Source organism: Marinomonas sp. PE14-40, assembly GCF_051623805.1.
Lineage (GTDB): Bacteria > Pseudomonadota > Gammaproteobacteria > Pseudomonadales > Marinomonadaceae > Marinomonas.
Genome location: NZ_CP130700.1, coordinates 3,881,452 through 3,895,499, shown reverse-complemented (window position 1 = coordinate 3,895,499; position 14,048 = coordinate 3,881,452). Strand labels below are relative to the sequence as shown.

Sequence of the window (14,048 nt, the reverse complement as noted above, 5' to 3'; positions counted from 1 at the left end):
CACAACAAATGCCTTATAGTGATCACAACGATAATAAGATTGACCCATAATAATAATAAGTTAATCATCGAGTGTAGGTTCCTAAAATAAAAATAAAATCTTGGAACACTCTGACCTCTTAAAACAAAAATAAAACCTGAGGTCAGGGAAAGAAAAATTGCTTTGGATAATTGATTTTTTTTGATATGTCAGCCTTCGGGCAATGAAAACATTGCAAAAATAAAAATAAAACTTGAGTAGAACTGCAGCAGCAGCACCAACTTTGTTTTCGGAATTAATATCTTCATGTATCCAAAGCAATTATTTTGTTTTAACAAATCCCCTCTAGCAAGCCTGTGTAATAAATTCGTTTTCCCGTGTAGAATACTCACTTTCTTTAATTGAATAATTTGTACTCTAATGCTGACAAGTTTTAAGTCTCTGGTTCGAAAGGCAACTGACCTTTTCACCCCCAAAAACGCGCAAGAATATCCTTTAATCATAGCTCGTTCAGATCATACTCTGTCACGAAAGAACCTAAGCCCTAATGCGGTAAAAGTACTTTATCGCCTAAATAAAGCTGGCTTTGATGCATTTTTAGTTGGCGGTTGTATTCGAGATCACCTTATTGATTTAGCGCCGAAAGATTTTGATGTGGTTACCAATGCCACACCAGAAGAAGTGCATGCTTTATTCTCAAACTCTCGCTTAATTGGTCGACGATTCCGCCTTGTTCATGTCACATTCGGTCGAGAAATAATCGAAGTATCTACTTTTAGAGCAACGGCAAACCAAGATCAAAGCGCGAACACCAATGACAAGCAGAATGATTCTGCACGTTCGGCTCATGGCATGATTTTGCGTGATAATATCTTTGGCGACATAGAACAAGATGCTGAACGTCGCGACTTTACCTTCAACGCACTTTATTACGATATCAGTGATTTTAGCATTCACGACTATTGCGGAGGTTTAGAAGATATTGCTGCGCAGCAGGTACGTATCATTGGTGATGCTAGATTAAGATACCAAGAAGATCCTGTTCGTATGCTTAGAGCAATCCGCTTTGCTGCTAAGTTGGGCTTTGAAATTGAAGCGGAAACAGCTGCCCCAATTAAAGAAATGGCACACTTGCTCGATCACATTCCTCCTGCTCGTTTATTTGAAGAAGTTCTCAAGTTGCTCGGCAGTGGCAATGGTGAAACCACCTATAAGTTACTACGTGAATATGGTTTATTCCGTTACCTATTCCCTGAAACAGATGAATTACTGGTTAGTAAATGGCGTCGAAATGATATCGATCCAGAAAAGTTCATTCTGCAGGGTCTTATCAATACAGACAAACGTATTGCGGAAGGTAAAACGACAGCGCCTTATTTCTTATACGCCTTCTTACTCTGGCCTAAAGTACTCTTTCGCCATGAAGAATTTATGGCTCAAGGGTTACCTGCAACACCTGCATTACATCAAGCGGCGTCTTTAGTCTTAGATAATCAAGTAACAGCAACGTCCATTCCTCGCCGCTTCTCTACTCCTATGCGTGAAATATGGGATCTGCAGTATCGTTTACCTAAACGCTTTGGCAAACGAGCTTACATTTTAGAACAACACGCTCGTTTTAGAGCGGCATTTGACTTTTTATTGATACGAGAAGAAAGCGGCTACGAAAGTGGTAATCTAGGCGAATGGTGGCAAGCTTTCCAAGACGCGAGTGAAAAGCAACGCCGTGATCTGATCACGCTTGCTGATACCAAGAAAACTGACGAAAAAGGCCCAAGAAAGCGCCGCCCTAAACGTCGCACAAAAAGCAAAACGGACAATGCTAAGCCGAGGAAGGAAATTGACAATGAATGAGGCTTTTATTGGTTTGGGTAGTAATCTCAACACTCCAATGGAGCAACTTCAACAAGCCATCACTCAGCTAGAGCAACATGCAGAGATTACTAAAGTAACACTGTCAGAGTTTTACTCTAGTAAGCCTGTTGGCCCTCAAGACCAACCAGATTATGTTAATGCCGTTGCAATTATCACAACGTCATTAGCACCTATTCCATTGCTGGATGCTTTACAAGCCATTGAGAATAGTCAGCATAGGGTGCGCGAGCGCCATTGGGGGCCCAGAACCCTTGATCTGGATTTATTAAAATACAATAACGATAAAATAGACATGGATAGACTAACCGTGCCTCACCCTTTCATGCTTGAGCGCGGATTCGTCATTAAACCTATGGCAGATTTAGTGCCAGAAATGCTATTACATAACGGCTGCACTGTGACCGAGCAGCTCTCAAGTTTAGATACTTCTGACCTTATCTCGCTGTAAAAATGTTATTTAGGAAGAGCACATATGTATTCTGATACCTCGAAAAAATCATTGTCGCGTCCAGTTACCCTGAGTCGTTTGCAAGAGATGAAACAAAACGGTGAGAAGTTCAGCTGTCTAACATCCTACGATGCCACGTTTACCCACGTGATGAATGAAGCTGGTGTAGAAACCATCTTAGTTGGCGACTCACTTGGCATGGTTATTCAAGGTCAAGATAGCACCCTACCCGTTTCTATGGACGATATGTGTTATCACATTGCGGCAGTAAAACGCGGCAATACTAATGCCTTCATTCTTAGCGACATGCCATTCATGAGTTACAGTAAGCCAGAGCAAGCGCTTGATAATGCCGCACGCTTGATGCAGGCAGGTGCCAGCATGGTAAAACTAGAAGGTGGCAGCTGGTTATGCGACACAGTCCGCTTGCTTTCCCAGCGTGGTATTCCAGTTTGTGCTCATCTAGGTTTAACACCTCAATCCGTACATAAGTTTGGTGGTTACAAAGTACAGGGCCGTGGTGACAGTGCTGCGCAAACAATCAAACAAGAATCCATTGAACTAGTAGAAGCTGGCGCTGATATTTTATTATATGAGTGCATTCCGACAGACCTCGCCAAAGATATTACAGAAACCGTAGATGTACCAACTATCGGTATAGGCGCAGGCCCACATACAGACGGACAAGTACTTGTACTACATGACATGCTAGGCATTAACCTAGGTCGTCGTCCTCGCTTTGTTAAGAACTTTTTAATTGGTGAACGCTCTATCCAAATGGCTTTTGAAGCCTATGTAGATGAAGTTAAAAACCAAATTTTCCCAGCCCAAGAGCATAGTTTCGAATAATGAAAACCATACACACAGTTGCCGAACTTAGAAGCGCATTAAAAAGCATTAGATTAGCCGACAAGAAAATTGCTTTTGTACCCACAATGGGCAATTTACATGACGGTCATATGAGCCTAATTCGCCGTGCGACTAAAGAAGCAGATGTGGTGGTGTCTTCCATCTTTGTAAATCCTATGCAGTTTTCTGCCAATGAAGATTTAGAAAGATACCCAAAAACGTTAAAAGAAGATCAAGCTTTATTAGAAGCAAATGGCTGTGACTTTTTATTCGCACCCGATGCGTTAGAAATGTACCCTGATGGTCGTCGCAGTCAAACTCAAATAGAAGTATCAGGTATTTCCGATATTTTATGTGGTGCTAGCCGTCCAGGACACTTTGTGGGCGTGGCAACCGTTGTAACCAAATTATTCAATATGGTTCACCCTGATTGCGCTATTTTTGGCACCAAAGATTTTCAGCAACTCATGGTCATCGAAAACATGACGCGTGATTTGAGCTCAAGCATACGTATCATAGGCGAAGAAATTGCCCGTGCAGATGACGGTCTCGCCTTGAGCTCTCGCAATGGCTACCTTTCCACAGAAGAAAGACGTATTGCACCTGTCTTGTATCAAACCGCTTTGTGGGCAGTAGGCGCTCTCAAACAAAAGAAAATATCCGTCGAAGATATTCGTGAACAAGCACAGCAAAAGCTCGAAGCAGCAGGATTCATACGTGATTATTTTGAAATCCGCTCACGAGCGAACTTATTGACACCCTCAGAGGAAGAAAGCAAGTTGGTCATTTTAATCGCAGCTTACCTTGGTAGTGCGCGTTTGATCGACAATATTCAAATCGACTTAGATAACTAATACCTTTGTCATCTAGTTGGTATTTAATCTTAATAGGGTTTTCAGAATTCAATACCAACAGGATAACTGGGTATAGCTTATCCACTTATAAAGTAGGAGATTAGCATGGGGTCACCGGTTCGTTTGCCAGCTTGGCAAGCACTTACAAGTCATCACAACACTTTGACAGAACTCAATATGTCAAACTTGTTTCAAGAAAATCCAAATAGAGCAAAAGAATTTTGCGCAACAGGCGCAGGTTGGACTTTGGACTTTTCTAAAAACAGAGCCACCCAAGAAACACTTTCATTACTAACAAAATTAGCTGAAGAAGCCGGTCTAAAAGAAGCAACCGAAGCGCTTTTCAGCGGTGCTGAGATAAACAACACAGAAAACCGTTCTGTGCTTCACACCGCTTTGCGTGCAAGCCATAAGCAAACCAGTCTTATGGTTAATGGCACAAATGTATTGGATGAAGTTCGTGCGACTTTGGCTCAAATGAAAGACTTTGTTGCCCAACTAACGTCTGAGCAATGGCACGGTTTTAGTGACAAGGCAATTACCGATGTTGTTTCTATTGGCATTGGTGGATCTTATCTTGGCCCTAAAGTGGTTACTGAAGCATTAACACCTTATGCTGATACAGGTCTTAAAGTGCATTTTGTTGCTAACATTGATGGTTCAGACATCACTGGGAAGCTCGCACAGCTAAACCCTGAAACCACCTTATTTCTGATTTCATCTAAATCCTTTGGTACTTTAGAAACCCTTTACAATGCCAACGCAGCCCGAGCATGGTTCTTAGAGAATGGCGGTCCAGAGTCTGAAGTGCATCGTCATTTTGCTGCAGTTAGCTCTAACGTTAAAAAAGCCGTTGCCTTTGGTATTGCTGAAGAGAACATCTTCCCTATGTGGGATTGGGTGGGGGGTCGCTACTCACTTTGGTCGGCAATCGGTTTACCTATTGCTCTCGCTGTGGGCATGGACAACTTTGAGCAATTGCTTGAAGGAGCCAATGACATGGACGAACACTTTCAAAGTGCCCCATACGAACAAAACCTTCCTGTTATCATGGGCTTATTAGGTGTTTGGTATAGCAATTTTTATGATGCTCAATCCCATGCCTTAATTCCATATGACCACTACCTAAGAGCACTACCTGCGCATATTCAGCAACTGGATATGGAAAGTAATGGTAAGGCTAACTTCTTAAATGGTGACAAGGTAGATATTAATACTGGCCCGATTATTTGGGGTGGTGCAGGCACTAACGGCCAGCATGCTTATCATCAGCTATTACATCAAGGCACTCGCCTTATTCCTGTTGATTTTATTGCACCGCTAACAAGCCATAACCCTGTTGCAGACCACCATGCTCAACTATTTGCTAATTGCTTAAGTCAATCTCAAGCACTTATGTTAGGTAAAAGCTTAAACCAAGCTGAGCAAGAGTTAAAAGAGTCCGGCTGTAATGATGCGGATATTGCTAAGATCGCCCCTCATAAGGTGATTCAAGGTAATCGCCCTAGCAATACCTTACTGACTGAAAAAATGACGCCAAAAACGGTTGGTGCTTTGATTGCTCTTTATGAGCAAAAAACCTTTGTTCAAGGCACAATCTGGGGAATTAACTCATTTGATCAGTGGGGTGTCGAGCTAGGTAAAGTACTAGGTACTGATATCTACAACCGTCTAGCTTCCGATCAAGCTAACGATTCTCTAGACAGCTCGACTCAAGCCTTGATAGCTGCGTTTAAAGCTAATCAGAAATAAGTTAAGTTAGAGTGTCAAAAAGCCAGCTTTATGCTGGCTTTTTTATTTCCAAATCAATTAAATAATACAAATTTACACGATTTAACCTATTCCCAAATGCTCACTTAACTTCTATCTTTAAAAGAAAAGGAGAGAGGTATGAAGGGCGTCATTTTTAATATTCTCGAAGAAATGGTTGAAGATAACTACGGCATGGAAGTCTGGAATGAGATTTTAGACGCCGCCGACAAGCATGAGGGCATCTTTATTGCTGGCCAAAGTTATGCTGACGAAACTATTTTTCAATTTGTTCAGATTATTTGTGAGAAGTTACAACAACCCAGTGAAGTCGTTGTGGCTGCTTTTGGTGAATACCTATTTACTAAGTTAGTGAATCGCCATAAGGTACTGATGGAGAATCAAACAACGCTAGATAGTTTTCTTAAAAGTATCGACTCTATTATTCACGTTGAGGTCAGCAAACTCTATGTTGACCCTAACCTTCCACATATTGAGTGCTTCGATCATGATTCTGGCAAGATGACCATGCGCTATCGCTCACCAAGAAAGCTATGTCCATTAGCTGAGGGGCTCATCAGAGGTGCATCAAGCTACTTTGAACAGCCGATTAAGATCAAACATGAAACCTGTATGCATGAAGGTTCAGACTTCTGCGACTTAGAGATTGAATACTTATGAGTGATGATGCTTATAAAAGAGCCTATACCCGAGAAAAGATGGCTCGCTTAGAAGCCGAACAGCTGCTTGAGAATAAATCAAGAGAGCTGTACCTGAGTAATCAGCAACTCTCTGATGCTAACAATGAGCTAAAAGCAAAACATGAAGAACTGATTACCCAGCAAAGTGCCATGGTAAAAAATGAAAAGCTGGCTTCTATTGGCTTACTTTCAGCAGGTGTCGCCCACGAAATCAACAACCCTTTAGCCTTTGTAAATAGTAATTTGGAGATGCTTGAAAGCTACTGGCAAGCCATGTTTTGCCTTTATAAAGCAGTTGAAAGCAATTTACAGGGATCAGGTATCTCTGATGAAAAGCGCCTTTTACTAACAAAGCTTATTGATGAAAAAGATCTAGATTATATTTCATCTGATTTTAAAAATTTATTTGAAGATACCCATGATGGCTTAGAAAGGGTTACCAATATTGTTCAGAACCTACAACACTTTTCGAGAATACATGACGAAGATTGGGACCATGTTGATATCAATAGCAGCCTAGAAAGCACACTTAAAATCATCAACCATCAAGTTAAAAATTCCAATTGTCAGGTCTATTTTGATTTACAAGCTAAACAGCCTGTTTGGTGTAATTTAGGAGAGTTGAATCAAGTATTCCTCAACTTACTTCAAAACGCTATTCATGCAATGGAAGCAAGAGAAGAAAAAGTATTAAGTATCAGCACAACACAAGACGCTAAGACCACTTACATCAAAATCAAAGACACGGGCAAAGGTATTAAGCCTGAGCACTTTGAAAAAATTTTCGACCCTTTCTTCACTACTAAAACCGTTGGCCAAGGCACTGGACTTGGGCTATATATCAGTTACAAAATTGTTAAAGATCATAAAGGCGATATAAACATTAGCAGCGATTTAGGTAAAGGAACTGAATTCATACTCGAATTACCCACATCTAAAGAATAAAAAGAAAGTAAACTTTACCAACTGATTATTTTTTCTGGCATAACAAAGAGAAGATTAATTTCTCAGTTAGTAACAACATCAAGACTAACTGAGACGTCATTAATCATCCTTACTAATCATCTCTGCCTATAAGCTTTACGCTATCGCACTTCGACCATTTTTATCTTATTAAACCCAAAACAAAAAGCGACTAACTCGCTTTTTGTTGCTTCATCGCCTGCTTTTCTGCGGTTTGTTTTTCCCTTTGCTCAATTGCTAATGAGGATACTGTCATTTTCAGCCCCTTACCTAGTTCAACCTTAGCTTCTATATTCAAACCAACTTGCGCCTTCTTAGGTAGCCCTAGCGAGGTAAAAATATCACCTGACCTTGCTGCTTCAAATTCAATTTGTGGCGGTACACCCGATACAGCAAATAAGGTTTTCGCCAGTTGTAATATGGATGTGGAATGTCCTGTACATACGTTAAAGATCTCGGCATTTTCCGTTGCTCGGCTCATTGACCTTACGAGGTGCCTGACAACATCTCCTACATAAACAAAGTCTCGCGTTTGCCCTCCATTTCCATAAATAGTGACCGCTTGTCGCGCTAAAATTTTATCGATGAAAATTGAAATCACCCCTGAATAAGGTGACTTAGGATTTTGTCTTGGCCCATAGACATTAAAAAACCTCATACCAATCGTAGGCACACTATGATTTAACCAAGCAACCCTAGCATGCAGTTCACTGCCAAGCTTATCTGCGCCATATGCACTGATTGGCGTTGGTGTGGCCTTTTCACTTAAGGGTAGAGTTGCATTATCTCCGTAGACAGCTGCTGATGAGGCATAAACAACGGGAACAGCGCCGCGCATTTTATTCGCTCTAGCAGCATCGAACACATTGATTGAGCCAGTTTGATTTATGCAGTGAGTACCAGACCAATCAATATTTGATTGCTCAACAGATGCCACTGCGGCGAGGTGAAAACAGCCATCTTTACCCTGCATCGCATTCACAACCGCTTCATGCTCTGAAACATCAGCAATAATCAGCTCAGCTTTAGCTGACAGATTTTTTCTAAACCCTGTAGAAAGGTTATCCAATACTGTGACCTCATGGCCTAATTCAATCAATGCATCACACAAATGTGATCCAATAAAGCCGCAACCGCCTGTTACTAAATATTTCATTGTTGTCTCCTAGTGTCTAAAAATTAGATTCACTAAGAAACAGCAAAAACAAAGCCAATTATTTATCTGTTAAAAATCAATAAGTTAAATAAAGACATTAAATACTAAAGTAAAAATGACTCGCAAAATGCAAATTTTTATTCATTTTGAATTTCAGCAGTATGAAACCCTCCTTCTTCTATTAACTAAACAAAGCAAAAACAAAATAAACAGACTTAAAACTTATACTAAAAATCATAAGCCACTGTTTTATAAAACGTTTAATTATATTGGCAAATTTATTGCTTATTAAAGTAGGAATAAAACCAATAGATACTAAGAGGATATGAAAATGGAGATTAACCAAACAAGAATATATCAACTGGTAGACTCGCGCTCTTGTGGCGGTATTGAATCTCACATCCTTGAACTCTCTAGCTGGCTTGTCAGTCACCAACTCAATGTCGAGATTATCTTCTTACAAGATCATGGCGAGCATCCCTTAAAGCAACAATTAGCATTGGCTAATGTGCCATGGAGTATCAAATCATCCTGGCCCTCTTTGATGAAAAAAATCAAAGCCAATCATGGTTTACTCGCTACCCATGGATATAAAGCCGGTATTATGGGCCGAATCATGGCAAAGATTTATCAAATACCTGTTGTTTCCACTTACCATTCAGGTGATTTAGGCAAAGGAAGACTCTACCTTTACAGTAAGTTAGATGACCTTACCGCAGGTATGGCAAATGAAGTTTTTTGTGTCAGCGAAGAAATTCAATCTCGCTTACCTGTGAAATCGAATCTCATTGCTAATTTCACTCAATTGGCGAATCCCCCTAAGCATCTTGGCTCTAAAATAGCCTTTGTCGGCCGACTGTCCCAAGAGAAAGGCCCTGATAGCTTTGTTCAAATCGCTCAAGAGGCCTTATTGAGAACCAATACAAAGCTTAGCCATGAACAAATTTGCCTTTACGGGCAAGGCCCTATGCACGAAGAGCTGGCCTCTAACTACCCAAAAGACTGGTTTGCAGGTTATAGCAGTATGTCTGAGCACTGGCATGATATTGGCCTACTTTGCATTACTAGCCGTCATGAAGGCTTACCCTTGGTTGCACTTGAAGCTATGGCCCATGGCATTCCTGTCATGTCTTTTAAAGTTGGTGCATTGCCTCAGTTAATCAGTGAAGGAAAAGACGGTTGGATCATTGAAAATCAGAACAAGCGAGACTTCATTGAAAAGCTAGTGGAATGGAGCCAACTAAATGACGATAGAAAGTGGGAGTTTAGTCAAAACACCCGTCAAAAAATTCAAACTCAATTTAGCAGCGACACTCTCATTCCACATATTTTGTCTGTTTATAACCAGGCATTACAAACTCATTAATCCAGTTTAAAGATTATGAGAGAGACGCATCAACAAGAGTCGAGGGATAGAATGATAAGCCAACAGGAAAACGTCAAAACAGAGCTAAGTGCCCAATTTAAAACCCACATAATGGCTTTAAACCCATTATGTTTAGTGGCCATATTAGCCATCATAAATGCGATTTTACCAGCCATGTTATTAAGCTTAAAAGACATGTCATTTGTTGACGCTTTTTTATCAGGCTTTGGACAAAGCTTTATCATTTGGTTTAGTTTATTTGTTTGCTTTCAGCTTTATTTCAAAGCACTTGGAGCATCCCCAGAAAGAGGCTCTTTTTCCCATTGGCATTACTTTTTTGCTTTCCTGTTAAGCTTAGGACTTATCTTACCTTTCTCTTTAAGCAGTTGGTTATGTGCCACACTAGCCGCACTCACTTGGCAATTTTCTCTCACACCAAAACGACGAAAAGGAACGCTCGGCTATGCCGCTATTTTAGTCTTTGCACTTGCGATTAGAGAGCCGAGTGCTCAGCTATTCTTACAAGTCATGGCCGAGCAGGTATTAGCGATAGACGCAAAGTTAGCTTTTTTGTTATTGGATTTATTTTCCGATCAAGTTAGCTTACAAAATAATATCATTGTGAATAATGATGGCACTAACCTCATCATACTCACTGGCTGCTCAGCCTTTGGGAACTTATCTCTGGCCATGCTTTTATATTTAAGTTTAAAGCTTTTCTGGTTCGAAAAATTAGCTCAAAGAGACATGTTTAACATTGCGCTATTAATCATACTCGTCCTCTTAAGTAACTCTTCTAGGCTCGCATTAATGACATTGTCTAATGAAGCTTATCACTTTATACATGATGGATTAGGCGCGGACGCCTTCGACTTAATTGTGTTATTTCTCCCCGTGTTAGTCCTATTAATATCAACACCAAAAAGGGCTTAAGCTATGAATAAACATTTACTTTGGCTCAGCCTCATTCTGATACCTGCAATCATTGCAGCACCTGCCAGCAGAGTTTATAAAAACAACCATTATATCTCTGAGGAAGTTGGTCTTAATAAACAACTTGTGATTCAAGGTCTTAATCAGATTAATGCGTTTAACCCAACCAACGCAGGCCCCTATCAGGTTCAGGAGTTTTCACCCCAATATTGTGATGGCAGCATTTTATTATTACCTGTGTACCGTAATGCGGAAGGCACTCATATTCTCAAGCATTTTGTCGATAATAATGCCTCCTCTCTAGAAGCATTAAAACTCAAGCAAGGCATTATTTTTCAGAGAGAGATTTTTACGCAATTACCCCAGTGGCGCTTTACTCTTTTTCAAGCAAAACACAAATTACAGCAAGTTTTACAGCTGCCACAAAACGACTTACCAGCGCTCGTTTATGCTGAGAAAGGTGAATGCGACATTGCCAATTATCTCGCAAATAACTCAGTGATAACTTTCTCAAAATAAGAATATCTCTGAGAATAAAAAGGGATTTTCTCATTCTGAGAAAGCATATTTCCACCTTAATCCTATTAAAACAATCATTTAGCTTTTGGCCCTTATTTTGCTTTTCTATAAAAAGGAAAAAGTGAGGTTAATAACATGAATATTCAACAGAAGTTTTGTCTTGCATTATCAGTCAGTCTCTTGCCTAGTGCTGCACTTGCAGCTGACGACGAAACAGACAATAGAGTCATGATTACGTTAGAAGATGGCCTATTGGATGACATGAATGCTGCTTTACCAGAAAGCCAAGTCGCCAACCAAGAGTTTCTTGATTTTAACTACAACCCAAATATAGAGCTACAAGATAACAGCCAAGTCGGTGTCACCTTTCTATTAGAAGGTGCAGGTTACAAGAACTCATTAGGTTACTTTACCTTCGAAGACGATACCTTTACTGGCGCAACCTTTAGCGACTTTGATACCGACTCGTCCGGTAATGTCGGCATTCAAGAGCTTAATAGTGTCGATGGTATCAGTGCCGGTATGATCTTTAATAACTCTTCTGCTCAAGGTAGCGGCGGTGTTTTACAAGCTGGTGATACTGTCGTGTTAGGGGGAGGTACAGCGAGTCTAGATGAAAGCGGTGAGTTTGGAATGGAAGGCGGTACTGTATTTGAAGAAGGTACCAATGTTGGCTTCTTCCTCATTCAAAATGCATATAACTCAAGAACGGATACCGTTAAAGGTTGGGATGACAACCGTGACCCTCTTACTTTTTACTCTGTTGATTTCTTAAACCCTGAGAACTTAGCTACCGCCTCATTAGAGGCAATAGATGGTGACTCCCGTCATGTTGCCATGATGTCTGATGCCAACGATGAAGGACTTATCTTAGGTTTTGAGGACTTACTAAGACCTTATGGTGATAACGACTTTAACGATTCCGTATTTCTCATCCGAACTGACCCAGTTGAAGCCTTATATGCAGATGTTCCGGGTGTCGAAACCGTTATTTCGTTACAAGCAGCACCATCAAAAGGAGCAGGATCCGGCATAGTGGGTGCACTTGCCTTGTTTATTTTCCTTATGAGATCACCACAAGTTAGACAAAGAAAAAGCATGATTAAATCTGACTAAATTCACTTAACCCTATGAAGAGGGACAAGGCTGTCGTAGCAGCTGAGAAAAACTAAGGAGAGCAAAATGATTAATAAAATTGCGAATCTACCTAAGCCTTTAAGAGACAGCTTAATTTATGCCTCTGCGCTCGCTTTCTCTAAAGGTCTTGCTCTTCTCATGGTGCCTGTGGCGACAAATTATTTATCCCCTCAAGATTATGGTCGCCTTGATGTATTACAAACCCTTGCTGATTTGCTTAGTATCATCATAGGCATGGGACTTGCCGAATCCTTGTTTCGCTTTGCAGGCAGTGCCGCTAATACCGAAGAAAGAAAGTATGCTGCAGCCAACCTATTTGGCATGTCTATCGTTTCAGGCTTACTCACTCTCATTATTACTCAAGCCTGCGCTCCTATCATTGCGAACGCTCTGCCCGGTGATGTGAGTATTTTAGAGGCAAGACTCATACTATTTAGTCTTGCTCTATGCAGTGTTGTTCTCGTTCCACTTGCCTGGTTAAGACTAGAAGAAAAAGCGGGGTTATATTTCTTAGGATCAGCTGGCATGGTGCTACTGCAAGTCAGTATTGCTATCCCTCTATTAATTTTAGGTCTAGGCGTTAACGGCGTATTAATTGGCACGCTTATTAGTACTTTAACCCTATCGTTTGTACTCATTTACCTGCAGTTTAAGGACACAGGGATAGCCTTCGACTTCGCTCGCTTTAAAAGCTATAGCTGCTATGGTGGCCCACTTATTTTTGTAGGGGTGGCTGGCTTCATTCTTGGTAGCTTTGATCGCTGGATTCTAGCGGATGAAGTAGGTACAGCCGCCATGGCAGAATACGCACTTGCCGCAAAATTCGGCCTAATGACAGCCGTACTGATTCAACCTTTTGACCTTTGGTGGCATGCCCGTCGTTTTAGCTGTTATAAAGAAGTAAATGGTGCTGAAAATTGCGCACGCTATGCCAGTCTAGGCATAGTCTTAGCCTTATTCTCCTGCCTACTTATCAGTATGTTAGGTCCAACCTTGGTAAGAATACTGACGCCAGAAAGCTATTATGGCGCTATCCAATACATTCCTTGGCTCGCACTGCTAGCGGCGATTCATAATGCGACTTCAACATTGGCCTTTGGGGCAATGAGTGCAACCCATACAATGAAACCAGCTTTAATTGACTGCAGTGCTGCGGCATTAGCGCTTGTCGCCTACTTAATACTTATCCCGATTTATCATGCTTGGGGCGCAATTGCTGCAACCTATATTGCTATGCTAAGCCGCTTATTTGTCATGTACCTAGTCAGTCAGAAAGAACGTTTTTTGCCTTTCCCGCTACTCAAACTCATGAGTTTAAGTCTGTTCAGCTTATGCCTGCTGATTTTAACCCCAACCACAGAGCTAAGCTTAAGCGTTTTCCTTCAAAGCCTGTTATTACTGCTATCTTTTGTAGGGGCTGCAATATTTTTAGGTTTTATCCCAGTTAATAAAATCCAACTGGTCCTACTTAAAAGACAAAGGAAATAGCAAACTCATAAAAAGTTTTTGCTCTGTTTTA

Annotated in this window: 13 protein-coding genes; 12 read left to right on the top strand and 1 reads right to left on the bottom strand. The window is 40.8% G+C overall.

The annotated features are described in order from the left end of the window. The first annotated feature begins 399 nt into the window (after window positions 1–399). The 7 genes from pcnB (at window position 400) to Q0A08_RS17970 (ending at window position 7,400) form a co-directional block, all read left to right on the top strand. Window positions 400–1,833, top strand: coding sequence for a polynucleotide adenylyltransferase PcnB (pcnB, locus tag Q0A08_RS18000; protein ID WP_438462851.1), 1,434 nt, complete (start codon window positions 400–402; stop codon window positions 1,831–1,833). Beyond that, window positions 1,826–2,302 carry a 2-amino-4-hydroxy-6-hydroxymethyldihydropteridine diphosphokinase gene (folK, locus tag Q0A08_RS17995; protein WP_438462850.1) on the top strand — a complete coding sequence of 159 codons (477 nt, stop codon included), beginning with the start codon at window positions 1,826–1,828 and terminating at the stop codon, window positions 2,300–2,302. The genes pcnB and folK overlap by 8 nt, the downstream gene beginning before the upstream one ends. 24 nt (window positions 2,303–2,326) lie before the next feature. Continuing rightward, the gene (panB, locus tag Q0A08_RS17990; RefSeq protein ID WP_438462849.1) at window positions 2,327–3,151 is read left to right on the top strand and encodes a 3-methyl-2-oxobutanoate hydroxymethyltransferase; all 825 of its coding nucleotides are present in this window, start codon (window positions 2,327–2,329) and stop codon (window positions 3,149–3,151) included. Beyond that, on the top strand, window positions 3,151–4,005 hold the full coding sequence (panC, locus tag Q0A08_RS17985) for a pantoate--beta-alanine ligase (RefSeq protein WP_438462848.1): 855 nt from the start codon (window positions 3,151–3,153) through the stop codon (window positions 4,003–4,005). The genes panB and panC overlap by 1 nt, the downstream gene beginning before the upstream one ends. 105 nt (window positions 4,006–4,110) lie before the next feature. Then, window positions 4,111–5,757, top strand: coding sequence for a glucose-6-phosphate isomerase (gene pgi / locus Q0A08_RS17980; RefSeq protein ID WP_438462847.1), 1,647 nt, complete (start codon window positions 4,111–4,113; stop codon window positions 5,755–5,757). Between the two features lie 138 nt (window positions 5,758–5,895). Continuing rightward, window positions 5,896–6,435: a heme NO-binding domain-containing protein gene (locus Q0A08_RS17975; RefSeq protein ID WP_438462846.1), complete on the top strand. Its 540-nt coding sequence runs from the start codon at window positions 5,896–5,898 to the stop codon at window positions 6,433–6,435. Further along, window positions 6,432–7,400 carry a sensor histidine kinase gene (locus Q0A08_RS17970; RefSeq protein ID WP_438462845.1) on the top strand — a complete coding sequence of 323 codons (969 nt, stop codon included), beginning with the start codon at window positions 6,432–6,434 and terminating at the stop codon, window positions 7,398–7,400. The genes Q0A08_RS17975 and Q0A08_RS17970 overlap by 4 nt, the downstream gene beginning before the upstream one ends. A 190-nt stretch (window positions 7,401–7,590) precedes the next feature. Here the strand turns inward: Q0A08_RS17970 and Q0A08_RS17965 are convergent, their stop codons facing one another. Further along, entirely contained in the window at window positions 7,591–8,574 is a 984-nt protein-coding gene (locus tag Q0A08_RS17965) for an NAD-dependent epimerase/dehydratase family protein (protein ID WP_438462844.1), read from the bottom strand. Window positions 8,575–8,905: 331 nt separating this feature from the next. Here Q0A08_RS17965 and Q0A08_RS17960 point away from each other — a divergent pair, with 331 nt between their 5' ends. The 5 genes from Q0A08_RS17960 to Q0A08_RS17940 all read left to right on the top strand — a co-directional run bounded on the left by Q0A08_RS17960 (window position 8,906) and on the right by Q0A08_RS17940 (window position 14,017). Next, a complete protein-coding gene (locus Q0A08_RS17960; protein ID WP_438462843.1) occupies window positions 8,906–9,940 on the top strand; it encodes a glycosyltransferase family 4 protein in 1,035 nt (344 codons plus the stop codon). A 51-nt stretch (window positions 9,941–9,991) separates the two neighbouring features. Beyond that, window positions 9,992–10,873: a hypothetical protein gene (locus Q0A08_RS17955; protein ID WP_438462842.1), complete on the top strand. Its 882-nt coding sequence runs from the start codon at window positions 9,992–9,994 to the stop codon at window positions 10,871–10,873. 3 nt (window positions 10,874–10,876) lie between these two features. After that, complete coding sequence (locus Q0A08_RS17950; protein ID WP_438462841.1) at window positions 10,877–11,392, top strand: hypothetical protein; 516 nt, start codon at window positions 10,877–10,879, stop codon at window positions 11,390–11,392. A gap of 135 nt (window positions 11,393–11,527) precedes the next feature. Then, the gene (locus Q0A08_RS17945; protein ID WP_438462840.1) at window positions 11,528–12,508 is read left to right on the top strand and encodes a DUF4114 domain-containing protein; all 981 of its coding nucleotides are present in this window, start codon (window positions 11,528–11,530) and stop codon (window positions 12,506–12,508) included. 66 nt (window positions 12,509–12,574) lie between these two features. Further along, window positions 12,575–14,017 (top strand): lipopolysaccharide biosynthesis protein, encoded by a 1,443-nt coding sequence (locus Q0A08_RS17940; RefSeq protein ID WP_438462839.1) that lies wholly within the window; start codon window positions 12,575–12,577, stop codon window positions 14,015–14,017. Window positions 14,018–14,048 lie beyond the last annotated feature (31 nt).